23 protein-coding genes are annotated in these 22,618 nt (G+C 70.7%); 11 read left to right on the top strand and 12 right to left on the bottom strand.

The genetic code is table 11. The features are described 5' to 3' along the window. Positions 1–6: 6 nt before the first annotated feature. From G6N64_RS01285 to G6N64_RS01295, 3 genes are read right to left on the bottom strand one after another with little or no spacing between them, the layout of a single operon-like run. A complete protein-coding gene (locus G6N64_RS01285; protein ID WP_163795268.1) occupies positions 7–894 on the bottom strand; it encodes a metal ABC transporter permease in 888 nt (295 codons plus the stop codon). Further along, complete coding sequence (locus G6N64_RS01290) at positions 895–1,707, bottom strand: metal ABC transporter ATP-binding protein (RefSeq protein ID WP_163795269.1); 813 nt, start codon at positions 1,705–1,707, stop codon at positions 895–897. It lies immediately after the preceding gene. Continuing rightward, the gene (locus tag G6N64_RS01295; protein WP_174266736.1) at positions 1,694–2,677 is read right to left on the bottom strand and encodes a metal ABC transporter solute-binding protein, Zn/Mn family; all 984 of its coding nucleotides are present in this window, start codon (positions 2,675–2,677) and stop codon (positions 1,694–1,696) included. Before G6N64_RS01295 ends, G6N64_RS01290 begins: the two co-directional genes overlap by 14 nt. A gap of 113 nt (positions 2,678–2,790) precedes the next feature. Between G6N64_RS01295 and G6N64_RS01300 the strand changes: the two genes are divergently transcribed. Together G6N64_RS01300 and G6N64_RS01305 are read left to right on the top strand one after the other, a co-directional pair. Next, entirely contained in the window at positions 2,791–4,368 is a 1,578-nt protein-coding gene (locus G6N64_RS01300) for a Na+/H+ antiporter (protein WP_163795271.1), read from the top strand. A 47-nt stretch (positions 4,369–4,415) separates the two neighbouring features. Further along, positions 4,416–4,793, top strand: a complete 378-nt coding sequence (locus G6N64_RS01305; protein WP_163795272.1) for a histone-like nucleoid-structuring protein Lsr2 — start codon at positions 4,416–4,418, stop codon at positions 4,791–4,793. A 4-nt stretch (positions 4,794–4,797) separates the two neighbouring features. On the opposite strand, the gene G6N64_RS01310 is transcribed toward G6N64_RS01305, so the two are convergent. Together G6N64_RS01310 and G6N64_RS01315 are read right to left on the bottom strand one after the other, a co-directional pair. Beyond that, entirely contained in the window at positions 4,798–6,018 is a 1,221-nt protein-coding gene (locus G6N64_RS01310; RefSeq protein ID WP_163795273.1) for a sensor domain-containing phosphodiesterase, read from the bottom strand. A 191-nt stretch (positions 6,019–6,209) separates the two neighbouring features. Next, positions 6,210–7,037, bottom strand: coding sequence for a sulfurtransferase (locus tag G6N64_RS01315; protein WP_163795274.1), 828 nt, complete (start codon positions 7,035–7,037; stop codon positions 6,210–6,212). Between the two features lie 30 nt (positions 7,038–7,067). Between G6N64_RS01315 and bluB the strand changes: the two genes are divergently transcribed. From bluB to G6N64_RS01335, 4 genes are read left to right on the top strand one after another with little or no spacing between them, the layout of a single operon-like run. Continuing rightward, positions 7,068–7,730 (top strand): 5,6-dimethylbenzimidazole synthase, encoded by a 663-nt coding sequence (gene bluB / locus G6N64_RS01320; RefSeq protein WP_163795275.1) that lies wholly within the window; start codon positions 7,068–7,070, stop codon positions 7,728–7,730. Between the two features lie 5 nt (positions 7,731–7,735). Next, positions 7,736–8,500 carry a LamB/YcsF family protein gene (locus G6N64_RS01325; protein WP_163795276.1) on the top strand — a complete coding sequence of 255 codons (765 nt, stop codon included), beginning with the start codon at positions 7,736–7,738 and terminating at the stop codon, positions 8,498–8,500. Then, positions 8,500–9,420, top strand: coding sequence for an MBL fold metallo-hydrolase (locus G6N64_RS01330; RefSeq protein WP_163795277.1), 921 nt, complete (start codon positions 8,500–8,502; stop codon positions 9,418–9,420). The genes G6N64_RS01325 and G6N64_RS01330 overlap by 1 nt, the downstream gene beginning before the upstream one ends. Continuing rightward, on the top strand, positions 9,417–10,655 hold the full coding sequence (locus tag G6N64_RS01335) for an SLC13 family permease (protein WP_163801355.1): 1,239 nt from the start codon (positions 9,417–9,419) through the stop codon (positions 10,653–10,655). Before G6N64_RS01330 ends, G6N64_RS01335 begins: the two co-directional genes overlap by 4 nt. Before the next feature lie 108 nt (positions 10,656–10,763). On the opposite strand, the gene rlmB is transcribed toward G6N64_RS01335, so the two are convergent. Genes rlmB through carD form a run of 4 tightly spaced genes read right to left on the bottom strand, consistent with a single transcriptional unit; the run spans position 10,764 to position 14,184 of the window. After that, on the bottom strand, positions 10,764–11,705 hold the full coding sequence (rlmB, locus tag G6N64_RS01340) for a 23S rRNA (guanosine(2251)-2'-O)-methyltransferase RlmB (protein WP_163795278.1): 942 nt from the start codon (positions 11,703–11,705) through the stop codon (positions 10,764–10,766). A gap of 28 nt (positions 11,706–11,733) precedes the next feature. Next, the gene (gene cysS / locus G6N64_RS01345; protein ID WP_163795279.1) at positions 11,734–13,143 is read right to left on the bottom strand and encodes a cysteine--tRNA ligase; all 1,410 of its coding nucleotides are present in this window, start codon (positions 13,141–13,143) and stop codon (positions 11,734–11,736) included. A gap of 29 nt (positions 13,144–13,172) precedes the next feature. Continuing rightward, a complete protein-coding gene (gene ispF, locus G6N64_RS01350) occupies positions 13,173–13,649 on the bottom strand; it encodes a 2-C-methyl-D-erythritol 2,4-cyclodiphosphate synthase (protein WP_163795280.1) in 477 nt (158 codons plus the stop codon). A gap of 46 nt (positions 13,650–13,695) precedes the next feature. After that, on the bottom strand, positions 13,696–14,184 hold the full coding sequence (carD, locus tag G6N64_RS01355; protein ID WP_163795281.1) for an RNA polymerase-binding transcription factor CarD: 489 nt from the start codon (positions 14,182–14,184) through the stop codon (positions 13,696–13,698). A gap of 360 nt (positions 14,185–14,544) precedes the next feature. Here carD and G6N64_RS01360 point away from each other — a divergent pair, with 360 nt between their 5' ends. The 3 genes from G6N64_RS01360 to disA are packed head-to-tail and all read left to right on the top strand — an operon-like array spanning position 14,545 to position 17,768. Then, positions 14,545–15,150 (top strand): copper chaperone PCu(A)C domain-containing protein, encoded by a 606-nt coding sequence (locus G6N64_RS01360; RefSeq protein WP_163795282.1) that lies wholly within the window; start codon positions 14,545–14,547, stop codon positions 15,148–15,150. Positions 15,151–15,194: 44 nt separating this feature from the next. Next, positions 15,195–16,595, top strand: coding sequence for a DNA repair protein RadA (gene radA / locus G6N64_RS01365; protein WP_163795283.1), 1,401 nt, complete (start codon positions 15,195–15,197; stop codon positions 16,593–16,595). A 36-nt stretch (positions 16,596–16,631) separates the two neighbouring features. Next, the gene (disA, locus tag G6N64_RS01370; protein ID WP_163795284.1) at positions 16,632–17,768 is read left to right on the top strand and encodes a DNA integrity scanning diadenylate cyclase DisA; all 1,137 of its coding nucleotides are present in this window, start codon (positions 16,632–16,634) and stop codon (positions 17,766–17,768) included. Positions 17,769–17,866: 98 nt separating this feature from the next. Here the strand turns inward: disA and G6N64_RS01375 are convergent, their stop codons facing one another. Together G6N64_RS01375 and G6N64_RS01380 are read right to left on the bottom strand one after the other, a co-directional pair. Continuing rightward, positions 17,867–18,652, bottom strand: coding sequence for a hypothetical protein (locus G6N64_RS01375; RefSeq protein ID WP_163795285.1), 786 nt, complete (start codon positions 18,650–18,652; stop codon positions 17,867–17,869). Positions 18,653–18,711: 59 nt separating this feature from the next. After that, positions 18,712–19,332, bottom strand: coding sequence for a carbonic anhydrase (locus tag G6N64_RS01380; protein WP_163795286.1), 621 nt, complete (start codon positions 19,330–19,332; stop codon positions 18,712–18,714). Here G6N64_RS01380 and G6N64_RS01385 point away from each other — a divergent pair. Both G6N64_RS01385 and G6N64_RS01390 read left to right on the top strand, forming a co-directional pair. Next, on the top strand, positions 19,331–20,239 hold the full coding sequence (locus G6N64_RS01385; protein WP_163795287.1) for an iron-sulfur binding domain-containing protein: 909 nt from the start codon (positions 19,331–19,333) through the stop codon (positions 20,237–20,239). The genes G6N64_RS01380 and G6N64_RS01385 overlap by 2 nt on opposite strands. Before the next feature lie 41 nt (positions 20,240–20,280). After that, complete coding sequence (locus G6N64_RS01390; RefSeq protein WP_163795288.1) at positions 20,281–21,633, top strand: bifunctional lipase/adenylate cyclase LipJ; 1,353 nt, start codon at positions 20,281–20,283, stop codon at positions 21,631–21,633. Between the two features lie 6 nt (positions 21,634–21,639). On the opposite strand, the gene G6N64_RS01395 is transcribed toward G6N64_RS01390, so the two are convergent. After that, positions 21,640–22,605: a helix-turn-helix domain-containing protein gene (locus tag G6N64_RS01395; RefSeq protein ID WP_163795289.1), complete on the bottom strand. Its 966-nt coding sequence runs from the start codon at positions 22,603–22,605 to the stop codon at positions 21,640–21,642. Between the last annotated feature and the right edge of the window lie 13 nt (positions 22,606–22,618).

Here is a 22,618-nt window from a genome sequence, read left to right on the forward strand (position 1 = left end):
GGTCGGCTAGACGTCCGCGCCGGTGGCGCCGTGCGACGACGCGACCCGCGGCGTGGTGCGCGTCCGCTTCGCGACGACCCACACGACGAGCCAGACGAGGGTGACGATCGTGGTGATCACGAAGCTCGGCGGCACGTTGAACATGGCCGACACGGCGAGTCCCAACCACACCGAGGCCACGGCCATCGCGGTGGATACGGCCATCGCGAGCCCGGGGCGGGCGGTCAGCATGATCGCCGTCGCGGCGGGCGTGACGACCAGCGCGAACAGCAGCAGCGTTCCCACGGCCTGCACGGCCATCGTGATCGACAGCCCGAGCAGCACCATGAACACCACCGAGAGGGCGCGGACCGGGACTCCCCTTGCCTCGGCGACCTCGGCGTTGACCGAGGCGAACAGCAGCGGCCGGTACACGACCGCCATCACCGCAGCGATCACCGCGAGGCCGACGCCGAAGGTGACGAGCTGCTGGTGGGTGACCGCCAGCAGATTGCCGAAGAGCACGTTGGTCACCGTGCTGCTGCTCCTGGTCGCCAACGAGCTGAAGAACAGGCCCAGGCCGGTCGCCGCGGCGAGCACGGTACCGGTCGCCACCTCCCGCTCGTCGGCGCGCTTGCCCAGCGCACCGATGACGAGCGCTCCTCCGATGCAGAACACCGCCAGGCCCGCCGTGACGGGGACTCCGACCAGGACCGCACCGGTTGCGCCGGGAAAGCCGATGTGCGCCAACGCGTGTGCGGCGAAGGCGCTGTTCCGCACGATGATGAAGTAGCCGATCAAACCGGCGGCCAGCGCGACGAGGGTGCCGCCGATGAGGGCGTTGCGCATGAACGCCGACGCGAGGATCTGCATCCAGTTGTCCTGATAGCCCAGCGCGAGCACCGTCGTCGTCATCTAGACGCTCCGCATGTAGAGCTCGCCCTGCGGGGTGTGCACCACCTGGATGGACGTGCCGTAGAGGTGGGTGAGCAGCTGCTCGTCGACCACTTCGTCCATGGTGTCGAAGTGGGCGTGCCCGTCGAGCAGGTAGATGGCACCGTCGAGGATCTCCAGCAGCGGGTTGAGGTCGTGCGCGACGACGAGGATGGTGACGCCGAACTCGTCGCGGATCTTGGCGAGCAGCCGCACGATGCCGCGCTGGTTGCGGACGTCCAGGGAGGTCAGCGGCTCGTCCAGGATGAGTAGGCGCGGCCGCCCGACCAGTGCCTCCGCGATGGCGATGCGCTGACGTTGCCCGCCGGACAGCTGCGAGAGCCGCCGGTCGGCGAACTCGCCGGCGTCGACCGCGGCGAGGATGTCCTCGACCCGCCTCGCCTGTTCTGCGTTCGCGCGACCGAAACCCCAACGGTTGCCGGTCAATCCGAGCATCACGGCGTCCCGTGCCCGGATCGCGTTACCCGCGGCGGCGGCGTAGTTCTGCGGGACGTAGCCGATCAGGCCGGTCGTCGCGCCAGGCCGTTCACCGAGGACCCGAATCTCGCCGGACGCGGTGGGGATCATGCCGAGCACGGCGTGCAGCAGCGTCGTCTTGCCCGATCCGCTGGTGCCGATGACGGCGATGATTCCGCCCGTCGGCACGTCGAACGTGCCCTCCGACCAGATCAGCCGGCCGCCCCGGACGACGCTGACGTCGTCGAGGGTCAGCGCGGGGAGGCCGGCGGAGTCGACGGGTCCGGATGGTTCCGGCGCGGCGTCAGACGGCGACACCGAGCGCCTTGGCGAGGGAGGTCAGTTGGGCCACCTGCCAAGCCTCGAACGAATCGGTGCCCGGCGCCACCGTTTCGGTCACCTCGACCACCGGAACGCCCGCCGACTCCGCCGTCTGGCGGATCTGCTCGGGCACCGAACCCTCCGTCTGGGTGTTGTAGATCAGCACGTCGACCTGCTTGTCGCGGAGCACGGTGAGGAAGGCGTCCAGATCGGCGGGCGACGGATCTGCCTCGTTGCTCGACGCGGTCTGGTACCCCTGCGGCGTCCCGTTCCTCAGGCCCAGGGCGGCGGCCATGTCGTCGAAGACGCTCTCGGTGGCGGCGTACGTCTTGCCCGTCGCGCCCTGCTTGATGGCCGCGATGGCGGCGTCGTAGGGCTTCATCGACTCCGTCCACGCGCCCCGCCGCTCGGCGAAGTAGTCCGCCGCGTCGGGGGCCAGTTCGGTCAGCTTGGAGGTCACGGCGTCGGCGACACCGGTGACGGCGGTAGGGCTGTACCAGACGTGGGGGTTGCCCTCGGCCGCGTGATCGTGGTCGTGGCCCGCCTCGTCGTGATCGTGGTCGTGGCCCGCCTCGCCGCCGCTGAGCAGAACGGCGTCGACGATCGGCGCCTCGGGCGCCGAGCCCGCCGCGAGCTTGGCGGCCCACTCGTCGTAGTGACCGCCGTTGACGACGACCAGCTGGGCACCCGCGAACTTCGCGGCGTCGGCCGGGGACGGCTCATAGTCGTGCGGGTCGACCGACGAGCTGGCGAGCAGCGTCGTCACCTTCGCGCACGCGCCCCCGAGGTCGCGGACCACGTCCCCCCACTGGTCGACGCTCACGACGACCTCGACCGGCGTGGTGGGGCAGGGTGCCGCATCGGCGGGTGCTGAGGACGCCCCGGCGTCGTCGGAGCTGCCGGCGCACCCGGCGAGGACGAGGGGTGCCGCGAGGAGTGTGACGGCAAGACGGGTCGCGATCGACATGGCGATAACGATAACCGTTTCCAATACGATCGGACGAATCGGACCGCTTCCGTCCGGCGACCGCGTTTGCACCCGACGGCCACGGGTAAGGACTGCCCGGTGTTCGAGGTCCCATGGCGCAGCTGACGCTCCTGCTCGCCCTGTTCGCGGCCACCGTGCTGCTCGCACCGGTCGCGGACCGGATCAGGCTGCCCTACCCCGTCCTCCTGCTGGCCCTCGGGCTGGCCGTGGCCTACGTCCCGGGCCTGCCGACGCCGTCGATCGAACCCGACCTGATCCTGCCGCTGGTGCTGCCGCCGCTCCTGTTCGCCGCCGCCCGGCGCACGTCGTGGCGCCAGTTCCTCGACAACCGCCGCGCGATCGGACTACTGGCGATCGCCCTGGTGGGCGTGACCGCGTTCTCGGTCGCCTTCGCGCTGCAGGCGCTCGTCCCCGGCCTGCCACTGCTGGCCGCAGTGGCGCTCGGCGCAGCGGTCGCCCCACCTGATCCGGTGGCCGCCACGGTCGCTGCGCGGGAACTCCGGCTTCCCCGTCGACTGCGCACCACGCTGGAGGGGGAGGGGCTGTCCAACGACGCCACCGCCCTGGTCCTGTACGAGGTCGCCGTCGCAGGCGCCCTCACGGGATCGGTGTCGCCCGGGGGTGCCGCGGGCCGCCTGGCGCTGTCGGTGGTCGTGGGCATCGGCGTCGGGCTCGCACTGGCAGTCTCGATCCGCTGGCTGCTCACCCGGTTGCCCGCCCACCCCGCGGGCAGCGCACTGGTGCTGCTGGTCCCCTTCGCCGCCTACGGAGCAGCCGATGCCGCGCACGGCAGCGGCGTGCTGTCGGTGGTCACGCTGGCCCTGGCGATGAGTCGCTACGCGGACGCCGAGTCCGCCCAGACCCGTCTGGTCTCCGAAACGGCGTGGGAGATCATCGAACTGCTCGTGACCGGCGCCGCCTTCGCCTTCGTGGGTCTCGAACTGCGTGCCGTGGCCGACGCGGTACCCGGTGACCTGAGCGCACTCGTCGGGCAGGCCCTCGTCATCACCGCCCTCGTCATCGTGATCCGGTTCCTCTGGATCTTCCCCGTCGCCGCCATCGACCAGAGGCTGCGGGCGCGACGGGATCCCGGGGCCGAACCGGTGGGCTGGCGGGAGCGGACGATCGCGTCGTGGGCCGGGATGCGAGGCGTGGTGACGCTGGCTGCGGTCCTCGCACTCCCCGCCGACTTCCCCGAGCATGACCGGCTGATCTTCGTCGCCTTCGTGGTGATCGTCGTGACCCTGCTCCTGCAGGGCCCGTCGCTGCCCCTCCTGGTCCGACGCCTCGGGGTGCACAGGTCCCCGGACCAGGAGGCCGACATGGAGCACGACCTCGCGTCTCGCGCCCGCGACGCCGGGCGGGGACGGCTCGAGGAGATCCGGCGGGACGACGACGTCGACGACGGGATCGCCGACGAGGCCCTGCAGAGCCTGGAGAAGGTGTGGCGCAAGATGGGTTTCGACGACGACGCCGAACCGCGTGTCGACACGACGGGCCGGGACGCCTCGGACAGCGAACGGGTCTGGCGGGCAACCGAACTCGAGAGCGAGGCACTGACCGCCGCGCGGGAGGCAGTGGTCGGGGCCCGCGCCGAACCCGGGATGGACCCGACGGTCGTCGACGGCGTGCTCCGAAAACTCGACGGCCACGGTGTCACGTTGGACTGACCAGGTCGGCTTATAGTGTTGCGACAACCACGACCAAAGGAACCAACGTGGCCGAACGCATCGTTCGTCAGCTGCTCGACGACCTCGACCAGTCCGAGATCGTCGACGGCGCCGGCGGAACAGTCGACTTCGCCTTCCAGGGAACGAAATACACGATCGACCTGAGCAACGCGAACATCGCGAAGTTCGAGAAGGCGCTCAAGCCCTACATCGAGGCGGCCACCGCCGCCTCGGGTCCGCCGCGCAAGACGTCACGCGGCCGGAAGTCGAAGTCGAGCAGGCGCGGTTCGACCGCTCCCGCGCGGGACTCGACGGCGGCCATCCGCGGCTGGGCGACCGACAACGGGCACGAGGTGAGCGCACGCGGGCGTATCCCGGCCGCGGTGATCGACGCCTACGAGTCCGCACACAAGCGGAGCCGCTGACGCCTCACGGCATGTGGTCCAGCAGCATCCGTGCCGCCAGTGTGACCCGGGACCGGTCGAACGTCATGGCCATGTCGAAGCGCCGGTCCCCGTCGTCCTCCGACGAGTCCGGCTCATCCCACTCCCGGGCGATCAGCGCCGCGCTGCAGTCCGGCCCGAGGATCACGAGCGCCCACTCCCGACAGAGCGGATCCCCGGCCACCAGGTCCACGCCGCGGATGCGGGGATGGATGTCCTCCGGCACGAGCTGACCGAACACTGCCACCAGCGGACTGGTCTCGGCCAACCGGCGATACGTCGCCTCGGTGGCCCCCGAGAAGTACCGGACGTGCTGCAGCGTCGTCAGGATCATGGGCGGGCTGTCCGCCGCGCCCGCGAGGCGTTCGATCTGCCGGGTGAAGGCGAGCAGAGTGTCCTTGCGCACCACCCGCTTCGGCAGTCCGTCGGTGACCAACTCGAAGATCGACGGCGTGGCCGGTAGCTTCGCCGGCGCCTGGGACGTGGGACCCGACCACCGCGCGGACTGGAACTCGAGTGCGCTGGGCACGCCGAACCGGTAACCCTGTCCGAGTTCCGCCCCGTACGCGAGCGCCTGCTCGAGGTGCTCGTCGGTCTCGATCCCCTCGGCGACGATGATCGACCCGGTGCGTTCGTGGTGCGCCATCACCGCGGCGAGGGTGCGGGCCTGCGACCCATCCGGTTGCCCCTGGATGAGCGCCATGTCCAACTTGATGATCTCCGGGGACAGCACGTCGAGTAGCGCCAACGAATCAGCATGTGCGCCAACGTCGTCCAGCGCGATTGCGAAGCCGTCGGCGCGCAGCGCCGCGACCTTCCGCAGCATCGCGTGCGGGTGGGACAGGAGACCCCGCTCGGTCAACTCGATGACGACGGCGAATTCATGGGCCGCCTTGGCCAGCGCATCGCTCGGATCGCCGCCGGGACCCACCGCGGGCTCTGCGTTGATGGCCAGCAGCATGCCCGGGGTCGACTCGCCGTCGAACGCCATCGACGCCGCCCGGTCGATGCAGAGTGCGTCGAGGTCGGCCAACAGACCCTCCGACTGGGCGTGCGCGAACACCGCCGACGGCGACAGTCGCGGATGTGCGGGCCACCGAGCCAGCGCCTCGTACCCGATGATCTCCTGGCTGGGCAGCGTCACGATCGGTTGGAACACCGTCTGCAGGCCCACCCCCCGGGCGGCGTCACCCAGACCGGCCGTCACCGGACCGACCGCGATGGACGGGCATCGTCACACCCGGCCCGGGACCCGTTGGCGAAGTCGGCCGGCGTTGCCACGCTTGCGGCAGACGCGCGCGGACGCCACGAAGTGGCGCGCCGCAGATCAGGTGCCATGGTTCCCTCTAGGTGCCCAAAGAAACGGCGGACAAACACGACGCCGTCCTTCGTAACGCGTCAGTAACCCGTTGCGACCGGCCGATCCGGCTCTGCGCACCACTGCGACCACGACCCCGGGAACAGTGCCAGCGGCCTGCCGATCGCCGCGGACGCCGCAACCACCACCGATGCGGTCACACCCGACCCGCAGTACGCGGCGTTCGCGGCGGCAAGCATCGCGCGCAGATCACCGTCCGGCAGGAAGGTGCCGTCCTCGTCGAGCACCGACGTGCTGGGCACGTTCACCGCTCCCGGCACGTGTCCGGCAACCGGATCGATCGGCTCGACCTCGCCGCGGAACCGCTCCGGGGCACGGGCGTCGACCAGTCCACCCGTCGTGGCCGCGTCGTCGGCGGTGATCGTCGGTAGCGCACCGGCGTGCAGATCGTCGTGGCCGACGGTGACGTCACCGCGCTCCGCCGAGCCGGAGCCCGTCTCGATCTCACCGCCGGCGGCCCGCCACGCCGCCAGCCCGCCGTCGAGGATCCGCACCGCAGGGATGCCGGCCGCGGTCAGCACCCACCACGCGCGGGCGGATCCGGCGCGATTCCAATCGTCGTAGACCACCACGGGGACGTCGGACCGGATGCCCGACCGTCGCGCTGCCGCCTGGACCGCCGCCCCAGACGGCAAGGGGTGCCTGCCACGTCCCGGCACGTCGTGGTCGGTCAGGTCGTCGTCGAGTGAGACGTAGACCGCGCCGGGCACGTGGCCGGTCTCGTAGTCGGCCCGACCGTCGGGGCGGGCCAACTGCCACCGCACGTCGAGGACGGTCGCGGCGCCATCCGCGAGTAGAGCGCGCAGGTCGGCGGCGGTGATCAGAACGTCGGCACGGTTCGAGGTCACCCGGTCATGCTGCCACCTAGGCTGGCCGCGATGTCCGATCACGCCTTCACCGACGACGAACGCCGCGCCGTCTACCGGGCGATCGCCGAACGCCGCGACATGCGCCGGTTCGTGCCCGGCGGCACCGTCGACGGCGCCGTGCTCGCCCGCCTGCTCGCCGCCGCCCACGCCGCGCCCAGCGTCGGACTGATGCAGCCGTGGCGGTTCATCCGGATCACCGACGACGTCGTGCGCCGCGACGTGCACGCCATCGTCGACGACGAGCGGCGCCTCACCGCCCAGGCGCTCGGCGCGCGCAGCGCGGAGTTCCTCGCGCTGAAGGTCGAGGGCATCCTCGAGTGCGCGGAACTCCTGATCGTCGCCCTCGGCGACGACCGGTCACGGCACGTCTTCGGCCGCCGGACCATGCCGCAGATGGACCTCGCGTCGGTGTCGTGCGCGATCCAGAACATGTGGCTCGCCGCGCGTGCCGAGGGGCTGGGTCTGGGGTGGGTGTCGATCTTCGATCCGGCCCGTCTGGCCGCGCTGCTCGGAATGCCCCAGGACGCCGAACCCGTTGCGGTGCTGTGCCTCGGACCGGTACCCGACTTTCCCACCCGGCCCGTTCTCGAGATCGAACGGTGGACGTCCGGACGGCCGCTGTCCGACTTCGTCACCGAGAACGGCTGGTCGGATCGGCCGGCCGTAGGCTGACCCGCGTGACACCGGCGACCATCGACCTCAACGCCGACCTCGGAGAGGGGTTCGGCGCGTGGCGGCTCGGCGACGACGAGGCGATGCTCGACGTGGTCACCAGCGCCAACGTCGCCTGCGGGTTCCACGCCGGCGACCCGGCCGGGCTGAGCCGTACCTGTCGCGCCGCCGTCGCCCGCGGAGTCCGGATCGGGGCGCAGGTCGGCTACCGCGACCTCGCGGGCTTCGGCCGCAGGTTCATCGACGTCTCCCGCGAGGACCTCGTGGCCGACGTCGTCTATCAGATCGGCGCGCTGCAGGCTCTGGCCCGTGCTGCGGGATCGACGGTCACCTACGTCAAACCCCATGGCGCGCTGTACAACACGATCGTCACCGACGCCGGTCAAGCGGAGGCGGTCGCAGCGGCGGTGCACGCCGTCGACCCCGCGCTGCCGGTGCTCGGGCCGGCCGGATCCGCGTTCTTCGCCGCCGCCGAGCACCTCGGACTGCGGACCGTCCCCGAGGCATTCGCCGACCGCGCCTACACGCCCGACGGCACCCTGGTGTCGCGACGCGAGGAGGGTGCCGTCCTGCACGACGTCGCCGCGATCGCCGATCGCGTGGCGACCATGGTCCAGCACGGTCGGGTGACCGCCGTCGACGGATCCACCGTCGCGATCACCGCCGAATCGGTCTGCGTGCACGGTGATTCACCCGGCGCGGTTCAGATCGCCCACGCCGTCCGCCAACGCCTGCTCGACGACGGCGTCCTACTCGAGGGGTTCGTCTGATGCGACTCAAGCTCGGCAGGCCCGACCTCGCCGACCACGCGGCGCGCTTCGACGCCCCACCGGCCGCGGCCGGCGCGCCCCTGACCGTCGCCTGGGCCGGCGTCACCACCTTGCTCGTCGACGACGGCGAGTCCGCCATCATGACCGACGGCTTCTTCTCCCGGCCAGGTCTGGTGGCCGTCGGGACGCGCAAGCTGGCGCCGTCGGGACCCCGCATCGACGGCAGCCTCGCGCGTCTCGGCGTCGAACGCCTCGCCGCGGTCCTACCCGTCCACACCCACTTCGACCACGCGATGGACAGTGCCGTCGTCGCCGCCCGGACCGGCGCGACACTCGTCGGCGGCACCTCGACCGCCAACGTCGGACGCGGCGGTGGCCTGACCGAGGATCGGATCGTCGTCGCGACACCCGGCACCGCACTACGACTCGGGGCGTTCGACGTGACGCTCGTGATCGGTGACCACTGCCCGCCAGATCGCTTCCCCGGCCCCGTCACCCGCCCGGTCGTCCCGCCGGTCAAGGCGGCCGCATACCGCTGCGGGGAATCCTGGTCGACGCTCATCGCGCACCGCCCGACCGCTCGGACCATGCTCGTCGTCGGCAGCGCGGGCTTCGTGCCCGGTGCGCTGACGGGACACCGCGCCGACGTCGCCTACCTCGGCATCGGTCAACTCGGCCTGCAGTCCGAGCGGTACGTCACCGACTACTGGAACGAGACGGTGCGCACCGTCGGCGCCAGACGCGTGGTGCTGATCCACTGGGACGACTTCTTCCGCCCGCTGCACCAGCCGCTGCGCGCGCTGCCCTACGCAGGCGACGACATGAACGCGTCGATGCGGGTGCTGACCCGGCTGGCACGCGAGGACGACGTACCGCTGCACCTGCCCACCCTGTGGGAGCGCTGCGATCCGTGGACCTGACGCTGGCGCTGCTCGCGCTCGCGGCGGTGTTGCTGTTCGCGCTGATCCGGCCGCGCAACCTGCCCGAGGCCGTCGCCGCGGTCCCCGCCGCGGGCCTCCTGATCGCCGCCGGGGTGGTCACGCCGAAGGACGCGTGGGCGGAGGTGCTGGATCTGCTCCCCGTCGTCGGGTTCCTCGCCGCGGTGCTGGTGCTGGCCAAGCTCTGCGACGACGAGGGACTCTTCCACGCGGCAGGCGTCGCGATGGCCAGGCGGAGTGCCGGTGACCCGCGGCGCCTGCTCGTCACGGTGTTCGTCATCGCCGCGGTCACGACGGCCGTGCTCAGCCTCGACGCGACCGTCGTGCTGCTGACGCCGGTCGTCCTCGCCACCGCGCGCACGCTCGGCGTTCCGTCTCGCCCGCACGCGTACGCCACCGCGCACCTGGCCAACAGCGCGTCGCTGCTGATGCCGGTCTCCAACCTCACCAACCTGCTGGCGTTCACCACCGCCGGCCTGACGTTCGCGCACTTCACCGCGATCATGACGCTGCCGTGGCTGCTGGTGATCGCCGGCGAGTTCATACTCCTGCGGCTCTTCTTCCGACGTGAGCTCGCCGTCGCCCCGACCGGCGACACGGCGCCGCCGCCGGCCGAGACGCCGGTCTTCGTGCTCGTCGTCCTGGGTCTCACCCTGGTCGGGTTCGCGGTCGTGTCCCTCCTCGGCGCGTCGCCGGCCTGGGCGGCGCTCGGTGGCGCCGTGGTGCTCGCGGTCCGCGCCCTGATCCGGCGGAACACCACCGTCACCGACCTCGCCCGCTCGACCAACGTGCCGTTCCTGGCGTTCGTCCTCTGCCTCGGCGTGGTGGTGACCGGCGTGATGCGCCACGGCCTGGACACCGCGATGCGCGACGTGCTGCCGCTCGGCACGTCCTTCCCGGCCCTGCTCGGGATCGCCGCGGTCGCCGCGCTGCTGTCCAACGTGGTGAACAACCTGCCCGCCGTGCTGGTGCTGCTACCGCTGGTCGTTGCGGCCGGTCCCGCCGCCGTGCTGGCCGTGCTGATCGGCGTCAACGTCGGCCCCAACCTGACGTACCCGGGTTCGCTGTCGAACCTGCTGTGGCGCAACGTCGTCCACGGCGAGGGCATCCCCGCGCCGTTCCTGGAGTTCGGCCGCGTCGGGCTGGTCACCGTCCCGGCGACGCTGCTCCTCGGCGTCTTCGGGCTGTGGGCGTCGGTCGAGGTGCTGGGCGTCTAGCTCTGTGTCGGCGAGCGTGCGCAAAGTTTGGTCTCGACCCGGCGTGTCGCCAACAGACACGCACGCTCGCCGAAGAAGTGACGCACGCTCGCCGGAGGGGTGGGGCGTTCAGTAGCGGCGCTGGCGCGCGATCTCCGCGAGCACCACGCCCGCGGCCACCGACGCATTGAGCGACTCGGTGGGACCGGCCATGGGGATCGACACGATGGCGTCGCAGTTCTCGCGCACCAGGCGCGACAACCCCTTGCCCTCGGACCCGACGACGACCACCGTCGGACCGGTCGCGTCGAGCTGGTCGAGTTCGGTGTCACCACCGGCGTCCAGACCGACGACCTGAAGGCCTGCGTCGGCCCAACTCTGCAGCGTCCGAGTCAGATTCGTCGCCCGCGCGACCCGCAGTCGAGCGGCGGCGCCGGCGCTGGTCCTCCACGCCACCGCGGTGACCGACGCCGACCGCCGCTGCGGGATCAGCACGCCGTGCCCACCGAACGCCGCCACCGAGCGCACGATCGCACCGAGGTTGCGCGGGTCGGAGATGTTGTCCAGCGCCACGAGCATCGCGGGCGTCGAATCGGCCAGCGCCGTGGCGAGCATGTCGTCGGGGTGCGCGTACTCGTAGGGCGGCACCTGCAGTGCGATGCCCTGGTGCAGACCATTGCTGCTCATGCGGTCGAGATCGTGCTTCTGCACCTCGAGGATCGCGATGCCCGCATCGGCGGCCCGCTGCACGGATTCGGTGAGTCGCTCGTCGGACTCCGCGCCGAGCATCACCCACAGCGCGGTCGCGGGCACGCCCGCCCGCAGGCACTCGACGACCGGGTTGCGACCGAGTACGACCTCGGTCTCGTCGGTCTTCTTCTGCCGGCCCTGCGCGGACCGGGCGACCTTCGCAGCTCGCTTGCCCGCCGGGTGATGCGGCCGCGCGCTCGCCGGCGGCGTCGCGCCCCTGCCCTCGAGGCCGCGGCGGCGTTGGCCGCCGGATCCGACCTGCGGGCCCTTCTTGGTGCCTTCCTTGCGGATGGCACCGCGGCGTTGTGAATTACCAGCCATCGTCAGTCCCGTCGCCCTGCTTCGTCGGTCACTTGTCAGTCCCGTCCAACAGCGACCACTGCGGCCCGTCGGCGGTGTCGGTGACCTCGATGCCCGCCGCCTTGAGCCGGTCGCGGATCTCGTCGGCCTGCGCCCAGTCCCGGTTGGCGCGGGCGTCGGCACGCTGCACCAGCGCCCACTGCACCAGTTCGTCCACCGCGGCCAGCGCCGCCGAGGTCTCGTCGCGCGACTCCCACCGCTCGTCGAGCGGATCGCACCCGAGGATGCCCATCATCGCGCGGATCGACCGCGCGTGCGTCATGGCCGTCGCGTGATCGCCGGCGTCGAGCGCACGGTTGCCCTCCGCGCGCGCCGCATGCACCTCGGCCAGTGCGGCGGGCACGGCGAGATCGTCGTCGAGCGCCGCCGCGAACTTCGGCGTCCAGTCTCCCGGCACCACCGCGCCGACGCGGCTGCGCACTCGGTGCAGCAGGTCCTCGATGCCGGTGTAGGCGTTGACGGCGTCCTCCAGCGCGTTCTCGGAGAACTCCAGCATCGACCGGTAGTGCGCGCTGCCCAGGTAGTAGCGCAGTTCCGCGGGCCGGACCCGCTGAAGCACGGCGGGGATCGACAGCACGTTTCCGAGCGACTTGCTCATCTTCTCGCCGCCGAGGGTGACCCACCCGTTGTGCAGCCAGAACCGGGCGAAGTCGTCGCCTGCTGCCGTCGCCTGGGCGATCTCGTTCTCGTGGTGCGGGAAGACCAGGTCCATCCCGCCCGCGTGGATGTCGAAGGCCGACCCAAGATATGCCTCGCACATCGCGACGCACTCGGTGTGCCAGCCCGGCCTGCCCGGACCCCAGGGCGTCGGCCACGACGGCTCCCCGGGCTTCGCGCCCTTCCACAGCGTGAAGTCGCGCTGGTCGCGCTTGAGCGTGGCGGTGCCCTCACCCTGGTGCACGTCGTCGATGCGATGGTTGGACAGCACGCCGTAGTCGGGCTGGCTGAGCACGTCGAAGTAGACGTCGCCGCCGCTGGCGTAGGCGTGGCCGCGCTCGATCAGCCGCTCGATCAGCTCGACCATCTGGGTGATGTGCCCGGTGGCGCGCGGCTCGGCCGACGGTGGCAGTACCCCCAGCGCGTCGTAGGCGGCGCTGAAGGCACGCTCGTAGGTGGCGGCCCACTCCCACCACGGACGGCCCGCGTCGGCGGCCTTGTTCAGGATCTTGTCGTCGATGTCGGTGACGTTGCGGATGAAGGCGACGTCGTAGCCCTTGGCGGTGAGCCAGCGCCGGAGTACGTCGAACGCGACACCGCTGCGCACGTGACCGATGTGGGGAAGCCCCTGCACGGTCGCCCCGCAGAGGTAGATGGAGACGTGTCCCTCGCGCAGAGGCACGAAGTCGCGCACGCCACCGGTCATGGTGTCGTGGAGGCGCAACCCCGCGTGATCAGTCACGACGGGCCAGCTTACCGGCCAGATCGGCGCTAATCGTCATCGCCGACCACGAGGGCCGTCGCGATGGCGGCCAGACCTTCGCCGCGACCGGTGAGACCCAGGCCGTCGGTCGTGGTCGCCGACACGGACACCGGGCCGCCGAGCAGGTCCGACAGCACGCGTTGCGCCTCTTCCCGTCGTGGCCCGATCTTCGGCCTGTTACCGATCACCTGGACGACGGCGTTGCCCAGTCGCCACCCCTCGCCCTCGAGGAGACCGCGGACGTGGCGGAGCATGTCCGCCCCACTGACGCCGTGCCACTCGGGCCGGTCGGTGCCGAACACCGTGCCCAAATCGCCGAGACCTGCCGCGCTCAGCAGAGCGTCGCACAGGGCGTGAGCTGCGACGTCGCCGTCCGAATGGCCGGCGCAGCCGTCGGCGTCGTCGAAGACGAGGCACAGCAGACGGCACTGACGTCCACCCTCGATGGGATGGACGTCAGTGCCCTGCCCGATGCGGAAGCTCACGAGGGACGGCGCTGGAGTTCACGGCCGCCCCGGACGGATGTCTCCGTCAGGACGCAGCGGCCAACGCCTCGTCGAGAATGTTCATCGCCTTCTCGTCGTCGGTGTTCTCCGCCAGCGCCAGTTCACCGACGAGGATCTGCCGGGCCTTGGCCAGCATCCTCTTCTCGCCGGCGGACAACCCGCGCTCCTGATCACGACGCCACAGGTCGCGGACGACCTCGGCGACCTTGTTCACGTCACCGGAGGCGAGCTTCTCGAGATTGGCCTTGTACCGGCGCGACCAGTTGGTCGGCTCCTCGGTGTGCGGGGCACGCAGGACCTGGAAGACCTTGTCCAGGCCCTCCTGCCCGACCACGTCGCGCACACCCACGTACTCGGCGTTGTCTGCGGGAACGCGGACGGTCAAGTCACCCTGCGCGACCTTCAGGACGAGGTATTCCCTCTGCTCGCCCTTGATGGTCCGGGTCTCGATCGCCTCGATCAGCGCGGCACCGTGGTGTGGATAGACGACTGTGTCTCCGACCTTGAAAATCATCAGAATGAAGCCCCTTTCACGACTCCATGTTAACACGTCGGTAGAGGGCACGCGGATCAACGGTGCAGGTCAGGGGCACCGTTGGTGAAGACAAGGGGTTGACAGCGCGACGAAAGCGTGCCACCGCAAGCCCCCCGGGCAAACTCGTACCGGCGGTACCGCGCCGCGTCCGCGGCCGCCCCGAAGCCCGATTGGCGGTACTCGTCACCCGGTTTCGGCGGCCGTCGCCGACCGTCGTCCCGGCCGGCGGCCGCGCGGACACCACCTCGGCTACCGCTGCCGACGGCCACCTACTACTCTGCATAGTCGAAGCAGCGGACGACCGTCCCATGGCCGCCGTGGCCCGAGCAGGAGGCATGAGTGAACCGCTCCCGATCCCGTACGACCGTCGTCACCTCGGGGTTGGCCGCATGCGGCCTCACCGCGGCGGTGCTCCTCTCCGGGTGTGGCGCGGGTCAGGTCTCGCAGACCGCCATGCAGATGCCTGCCGTCAACGGCACCACGGCATCCGTCGGCGACCCCACCTACGGGATCGCGCTGCGCAACCTCCACATCCGTGCTCCGCAGACGACCGACGCCGTCGAACCGGGCACCGAGGCCGAGCTGATCTTCGTCGCCGTGAACGGCTCGGCGGAGAATCCCGACCGACTGGTCTCGATCACCTCGGACGTGGGCACGGTGACGGTGACGGGCAACGCGGACGTCCCCGCCGGTGGAACGCTCGTGGTCGGCACGCCCGACGGTCAGGTGAGCCCGCTCGACGCCGTCGAGGACGCCAGGACCGTCGAGGCCACGGTCGCACTCACCAAGCCGATCTCCAACGGCATCAACTACGACTTCACCTTCACGTTCCAGAGGGCAGGTTCGTCGACCATCGCCGTGCCGATCTCAGCCGGCGAGACGGCGCGCCGCGACGCGGAGCCCGGCGGTGGGTCCGCGGGCGGCGACACGGGCGGCGGCCACTAGCTCGCCTGAGCGCATCTGTCGGTGACGCCGGATAGCGTCACGACGTGACACGAAGCGGTTCCAAGGCACGTTCGCAGTTCCGGTGTTCGGAGTGCAGCCACGTCACGGCGAAGTGGGTCGGACGCTGCGCGGACTGCGGCACCTGGGGCACGGTCAACGAGGTCGCGGCGCTGTCCACCATCGGCGGGGCCGGTGCCCGGCGGTCCGTCGCACCCACGTCGCCCGCCGTGCCGATCAGCTCGATCGACCCCGGCAGGACACGCCACTTCCCCACCGGCATCGGCGAATTGGACCGTGTCCTCGGTGGCGGACTGGTGCCCGGTTCGGTGACCCTGCTCGCGGGCGACCCCGGCGTGGGCAAGTCGACCCTGCTGCTCGACGTCGTCCACCGCTGGGCGACCTCGGGCCGCCGCGCGCTCTACCTGTCCGGCGAGGAGTCCGCCGGACAGATCCGGCTGCGGGCCGAGCGCATCGGGTGCAGCCACGACGAGGTCTACCTCGCCGCGGAGTCGGACCTGCAGACCGCACTCGGGCACATCGACGCGGTGCAGCCCAGCCTCGTCATCGTCGACTCCGTGCAGACCATGACCAGCTCCGAGACCGACGGCGTGACGGGCGGCGTCACCCAGGTGCGCGCGGTCACGACGGCGCTCACCGCGTACGCCAAGGGGTCCACCCGGCCCGACGGCGTGGCCATGATCCTCGTCGGCCACGTCACCAAGGACGGCGCCATCGCGGGCCCTCGATCGCTGGAGCACCTCGTCGACGTCGTGCTCCACTTCGAGGGTGACCGATCCTCGACCCTCCGTCTGGTGCGCGGGGTCAAGAACCGCTTCGGCGGAGCGGACGAGGTCGGGTGTTTTCAGTTGCACGACAATGGAATAGAGGGCGTCGCCGATCCGTCGGGACTGTTCCGCGATCAGCGCCCCGCTCCGGTCGCAGGGACGGCGGTGACGGTGACCCTCGACGGCAAGCGGCCCCTCATCGGCGAGGTGCAGGCCCTCGTCGCGAAGGCCACGACGGGCATCCCCCGGCGTGCCACGAGCGGCATCGACTCGTCGCGCAGCGCGATGATCCTCGCCGTCCTCGAGAAGCGTGCCGGCTTCCCCCTCGGTTCCTCGGACGTCTACCTGTCCACGGTCGGCGGCATGAAGCTCAACGATCCGTCCGCCGACCTCGCCATCGCGATGGCCATCGCGTCCGCCGCCCAGGACCTGCCGATGCCCGCCGACGCGATCGCCATCGGGGAGGTGGGTCTGGCCGGCGACATCCGACGCGTCACGGGGATGGACCGCAGACTCGCCGAGGCCGCGAGGCTCGGCTTCAAGCGTGCCGTGGTTCCCGCCGGCGTGACGGGTGCTCCCCCCGGGTTGCGCATCAAGGCGGTCGACGACCTCGGCGGTGCGTTGCACGCAATGCGTCAGATCGCCCACAATGGTCGTTGACGGCGGCTGAAGGCGGCTGAACCCGAGGAGGAGCCCATGGCCGTGAAGTCTGGCGGCGCGCGGGCGGCGGGCCGCACCAGCACCGGGAACGTGGTGCAGTTGGCCCGACCCACGCTGCGCGAGACACTCGGCAGGCTCGCGCCCGGGACGCCGCTCCGCGACGGCCTGGAGCGCATCCTGCGCGGCCGCACGGGCGCCCTCATCGTGCTCGGCTACGACGACAGCGTCGACGCGATCTGCGACGGCGGCTTCGCCCTCGACGTGCAGTACGCACCGACCAGGCTGCGCGAGCTGTCGAAGATGGACGGGGCGGTCGTGCTGTCCAGCGACGGCGCCCACATCCTGCGTGCCAACGTCCAACTCGTGCCCGATCCGTCGATCCCGACCGAGGAGTCCGGCACCCGGCACCGCTCGGCGGAGCGCGCGGCCGTCCAGACCGGCTACCCGGTGATCTCGGTCAGCCACTCGATGAGCATCGTGACGGTGTACGTCGCCGGCGAGCGGCACGTGGTCCCCGACTCGGCGGCGATCCTGTCCCGCACCAACCAGACGATCGCGACGCTGGAGCGGTACACCACGCGCCTCGACGAGGTGAACCGCCAGCTGTCGACGGCCGAGATCGAGGACTTCGTCACGCTCCGCGACGTGATGACGGTGGTGCAGCGCCTCGAGATGGTCCGCCGCATCAGCCTCGAGATCGACGCCGACGTGGTCGAACTGGGCACCGACGGTCGTCAGCTCAAGTTGCAGCTCGAGGAACTCGTCGGCGACAACGACACCGCGCGTGAGCTCATCGTGCGCGACTATCACGCGAACCCCGACCCGCCGACCGCCGCGCAGGTGTCGTCCACGCTGGAGGAACTCGACGCGCTGTCGGACAACGAACTGCTCGACTTCACCACGCTCGCACGGGTATTCGGCTACCCGTCGACTCTCGAGGCGCAGGACTCGGCGATGAGTTCACGGGGCTACCGCGCGATGGCGGGCATCCCACGTCTGCAGTTCGCGCACGTCGACCTGCTGGTGCGGTCGTTCGGCTCGCTGCAGGGCGTCCTCGCGGCCAGTGCCAGCGACCTGCAGTCAGTGGACGGCATCGGGTCGATGTGGGCCCGCCACATCCGGGAGGGCCTGTCGGCTCTCGCCGAGTCGACCATCGCCAACCAGCTGGCCTGAGCCGGCGCGGATCTTCTGCGCCGAACCGGAGAGTCACGTCGTCGCAGCGCCCGTTGACGCTACGCTCCAGTTCGTCGAAGTGCGGACTGCGGGCGGGCTCAGCCGACCGGCGCCGGGACCTCGCCCTCAGGGGCGGGCACGGGCGCCTCGGCGGGTGCCTCACCCGGCGCGGCGGGCGCCGCCTCGGCGAGGATGAACGGCACGGCCGCCGACCTGAGATTGCCGAGCTGCACCACGAGGTTGTAGGTGCCGGGTCCGATCGCCTGACGCGGCAGCGGGCAGTTCGGGCCGGAGCCCATGCCCGTCCACGTCACCTCGGTCGTGACCTGCTCGCCCGGGTTGAACGTCTTGACCAGAGTCTCGTTCGAGGGCGCGCAGTCCAGGTTCGACCAGAGCCGGTCGTTGTTCAGCGAGTAGACGTAGGCCGCGAGGACCGCGGCACCGACGTCGCGCTGGCAGGCGACCAGACCGATGTTGGTGACGACCATCGTGAACTTCGGCTGATCGCCGATGACGTAGTTCGGCTGGCTGGTGATGCCCTTGACCGCGAGCGTGGAGTCCGGGCAGTCCTCGCCGGCCTGCAGCACCGGAGGTGGCACCACGGCGGCCGACGGCGTCGGAGTCGGGGCAGGCGCCTGCTGGGCAGGCGGCTGGACGGGCGTCTTGACCTCGGGGTTCTCCCCAGGCAGGGGTGTCGGCCCGGCCGCGGCCGAGGTGTCGGTGGAAGCCGGTTCGCTGCTCGAGTCGCCCGAGAACGCCGAGACGAGGCCGAACACGATCGCCACGACGATCACGACGGCGAGCGCGGCCAACCCGATTGCGAGCATCCGACGACGCCGGTAGATCTCCGGCGGGAGCGGGGCATGCGGTTCTACTTCCAGCACATTTCAACGGTAAGGGCAGGTCATGCCCTATCGTCCGACCTCGCGCGGCGTGTCGCCCCTCAGACTTCGCCGATCTCGCCGATGTGGTCGCGCAGTTCGGTCCGTCCGTCGGACAGGTGGTAGGTCGCACCGACCACCGCGACGGTGCCCGCGGTGATGGCGTCGCGGATCAGCGTGGAGCGTTCGTTGAGCTGCGCGACGGTCTCGTTGACGTGCTTGGCCTCGAACTCGTCGATCCGCGACAGGCCCTCGCGCCGGCCGACCAGGATCGACGGCGTCACGCGTTCGACCACGTCACGAACGTATCCGCCCGGCACGCTGCCCTCGTCGATGGCCGACAACGTCGCCTTGACCGCGCCGCAGCTGTCGTGGCCGAGCACCACGATCAGCGGCACGCCGAGCACGCCGATCGCGAACTCGATGGAACCCAGCACGGCGGAGTCGATGACGTGGCCGGCGGTCCGCACCACGAACATGTCGCCCAGACCCTGGTCGAAGATGATCTCCGCGGCGACCCGACTGTCGGAGCACCCGAACAGCACCGCCGTGGGCTTCTGGCCGTCGACGAGACGCTCGCGATCGGCGATCCCCTGGCTGGGATGCTGGGGAGTGCCGCTGACGAAGCGGTCGTTACCCTCGCGTAGTGCTTTCCAAGCGCTCACTGGATTCGAGTTCGGCATGGCTGTCATCTTGCCCGACCCCTCCCGAGGTTTCACCGTGACGGTGGACGCCGACGAGTTGCTCGACTGGTACCGGCGCGAGCAGCGCGACCTCCCGTGGCGACGACCGGGCGTCAGCGCCTGGCAGATCCTGGTCAGCGAGTTCATGCTGCAGCAGACTCCCGTCGCACGGGTCGAGCCCATCTGGCGCGACTGGGTTGCCCGCTGGCCGACGCCGTCGGCCACCGCGGCGGCGTCGGCTGCCGACGTCCTGCGGGCATGGGGGAAGCTCGGCTACCCGCGACGGGCGAAGCGGCTGCACGAGTGCGCGACGACCATCGCTGCGGAGCACGGCGACGTGGTGCCCGACGACGTCGACACGTTGCTCACCCTCCCCGGCGTCGGCACGTACACCGCGCGTGCCGTCGCGTGCTTCGCCTACCGCAGGCGGGTGCCCGTCGTCGACACCAACGTGCGACGGGTGATCGCGCGGGTGGTGCACGGCCGGGCCGACTCCCCCGCGAGCGTCCGCGACCTCGCCGACGTCGAGGCCGTGCTGCCCGACGACGTTCGCGCACCGGAGTTCTCGGTGGCGCTCATGGAACTGGGCGCCGTGGTGTGCACGGCGCGGTCGCCGCGGTGTGGACTGTGCCCGCTCGGTTCCTGCCGGTGGCGATCGCTGGGCTTCCCGGCGGCGACCGAGCCGGCACGCAAGGTCCAGCGGTTCGCGGGCACCGACCGCCAGGTGCGCGGCAAGTTGCTGGACGTGTTGCGCGGCAACGCCGCTCCCGTCACGCGCGCCGAACTCGACGTGGTCTGGCTGACCGACACGGTGCAGCGTGACCGCGCCCTGCTGTCGCTGTTGACCGACGGCCTCGTCGAGCAGACCCCCGACGGGCTGTTCGCCCTGAGTGGAGAAGGCGGCTAGTTCGTCCCCCGGCCGGGTCGTCGGAGCACTAGCCTTGACCCGTGGCAGGACGGGGTTCGGCGGCGCCGCGGACTCGGTACGCGTCGCGCGGTGATCTCGACATCGCCTACCAGGTGCTCGGAGACGGTCCGCTCGACCTGATCGTCATGCCGGGCCCGTTCGTCCCGATCGACTCGATCGACAGCGAACCGGCGATGTACCGGTTCTACCGGCGACTGTCGGGGTTCTGCCGGGTGATCCGGTTCGACCAGCGCGGGATGGGCATGTCGTCGCGCATCGGCTCCGCCGACACCATCACACCGTCCTGCTGGGCCGAGGACGCCATCACGGTGATGGACGCCATCGGCTGCGAACGGGCCACCGTCCTCGGCTCGGGGTTCACGGCCGTCAGTGCACTGCTGCTCGCCGCCGACCATCCCGATCGTGTGAGCAACCTCGTGATCGTCAACGGGAGCGCGCGGGCGAAGTGGGCGCTGGACTACGAGGCGGGCACCCGGCCCGACGGCGTCAGCCCCTTCACGTCCGTGGCGCTGCAACCCGACGCGGTGGAGCAGGGGTTCGACATGCTGCGCCTGGTCGCCCCCTCGGTGGCCTCGGACCGGGCGTTCCGAAACTGGTGGGACCACGCGGGCAATCGTGCCGCCTCCCCCAGCATGGCCAGGATGTCCAGCCAGGTGCTCACCGAAGCCGATGTGCGACACAAGCTTTCAGACATCACCGCGCCGACCCTGGTGATTCACCGCAGCGGGTCGGCGTTCGTCGACGTACGGCACGGCCGCTACCTGGGCGAGCACATCCCGTGTGCCCGCTACGTCGAGGTCGAGGGCGCCGACGCGCTGTACTGGATCGGCGACACCGCACCGATACTCGACGAGATCGAGGAGTTCGTGACGGGGGCCCGCAGCGAGGCCGACGCCGAGCGGGTGCTGACGACGATCGTGTTCACCGACATCGTCGGCTCGACGGCGCGGGCGGCACTCCTGGGCGACGACCGCTGGCGGGACCTGCTCGACCACCACGACGCGACGGTGCGACACGAACTGGACAGGTTCCGTGGTCGCGAGATCAACACCGCCGGTGACGGTTTCGTGGCTACCTTCGTCAGCCCGAGTGGCGCACTCGACTGCGCGCAGGCGATCGTCGCCGCGGTGAGTTCACTCGACCTCGACGTCCGGGTGGGGGTGCATGCCGGTGAGGTCGAGGTGCGCGGCGACGACATCGCGGGCATGGCCGTGCACATCGCCGCCCGCGTCGGCGCGCTGGCTGGTGCGGGCGAGGTGCTGGTGTCCTCGACCGTGCGCGACATCGTCGCCGGGTCGCGGCGCGACTTCACGCCCCGCGGGGAGCACGAACTCAAGGGCGTGCCGGGACCCTGGCACGTCTACTCGCTGTGACGAAACCTAAGCGGTCTCAGCGCAATCCACGCACGAGAACCGGCGGCGGTAGTCCGACGGAGTGACGCCGATGACGCGGCGGAAGTGGTGCCGCAGCAGGGTTGCGGTGCCGAACCCGGACCGGTCGGCGACGCGGTCGATGTCGAGATCGGTCTCCTCGAGCAGTCGGCGGGCGTAGAGGACGCGCTGATCGGTGACCCACTGCATCGGGGTGCGGCCCGTCTCCTCGACGAACCGCCGCGCGAACGTCCGCGCGGACATGCTCGCCCGGCGCGCCAGCGTGGTGACGGTGTGGGGCTTCTCCAAATTGGCGAGAATCCAGTCGAGGTGGGGCGCGAAGCCCTCGGAGCAGCGGACCGGGATCGGCTGATCGATGTACTGCCGCTGCCCACCGTCGCGATGCGGCGGCACGACCATGCGGCGAGCGATGAGATTCGTGACCTCGCTGCCCAGTTCGCGGCGGACCAGGTGCAGGCAGGCGTCGATGCCCGCGGCCGTGCCCGCGCTGGTGATGAGGTTGCCGTCGTCGACGTAGAGCACGTTGCGGTCGACCCTCGCCGTCGGGTACATCCGCGCCAGCTCGTCGGCGTGCATCCAGTGCGTGGTGCACGCGCGCCCGTCGAGCAGGCCCGCGGCACCGACGACGAACGCGCCCGAACAGACGGTGAGGATGATGGATCCGGATGCCGCCGCCGTGCGGATCGCCTCGAGCGCCTCCTCCGGGTAGTCGCCGCCTCCGATGGCCGGGATGGCGACCAGGTCGGCGCCGATCAGGTCGTCGAAGCCGTGGTCCGGCGTCAGCGAGGCGCCCACCGACGTCCGCACCGGCCTGCCGGGTTCGGGGCCGCACACCTTGAAGTCGAAGTTGGGTACGCCGTCGCTGCTCCGGTCGATGCCGAACACCTCGCAGATCACGCCGAACTCGAAGACGGCCAACCCGTCCATAACCAGCGCTGACACGCTCTTGATCATGGCAGCATCTTAT

This window comes from Mycolicibacterium sediminis (assembly GCF_010731735.1).
GTDB classification, from domain to species: Bacteria; Actinomycetota; Actinomycetes; order Mycobacteriales; family Mycobacteriaceae; genus Mycobacterium; species Mycobacterium sediminis.

Coding starts and splice junctions, on each gene's coding strand:
- G6N64_RS01380 (WP_163795286.1), bottom strand. CDS start 19,332: ATGCCGAACTCGAATCCAGTGAGCGCTTGGAAAGCACTACGCGAGGGT.
- carD (WP_163795281.1), bottom strand. CDS start 14,184: ATGATTTTCAAGGTCGGAGACACAGTCGTCTATCCACACCACGGTGCC.
- G6N64_RS01385 (WP_163795287.1), top strand. CDS start 19,331: ATGGCTGTCATCTTGCCCGACCCCTCCCGAGGTTTCACCGTGACGGTG.
- G6N64_RS01330 (WP_163795277.1), top strand. CDS start 8,500: ATGCGACTCAAGCTCGGCAGGCCCGACCTCGCCGACCACGCGGCGCGC.
- G6N64_RS01300 (WP_163795271.1), top strand. CDS start 2,791: ATGGCGCAGCTGACGCTCCTGCTCGCCCTGTTCGCGGCCACCGTGCTG.
- bluB (WP_163795275.1), top strand. CDS start 7,068: ATGTCCGATCACGCCTTCACCGACGACGAACGCCGCGCCGTCTACCGG.
- G6N64_RS01295 (WP_174266736.1), bottom strand. CDS start 2,677: ATGTCGATCGCGACCCGTCTTGCCGTCACACTCCTCGCGGCACCCCTC.
- G6N64_RS01395 (WP_163795289.1), bottom strand. CDS start 22,605: ATGATCAAGAGCGTGTCAGCGCTGGTTATGGACGGGTTGGCCGTCTTC.
- rlmB (WP_163795278.1), bottom strand. CDS start 11,705: ATGGCTGGTAATTCACAACGCCGCGGTGCCATCCGCAAGGAAGGCACC.
- G6N64_RS01285 (WP_163795268.1), bottom strand. CDS start 894: ATGACGACGACGGTGCTCGCGCTGGGCTATCAGGACAACTGGATGCAG.
- disA (WP_163795284.1), top strand. CDS start 16,632: ATGGCCGTGAAGTCTGGCGGCGCGCGGGCGGCGGGCCGCACCAGCACC.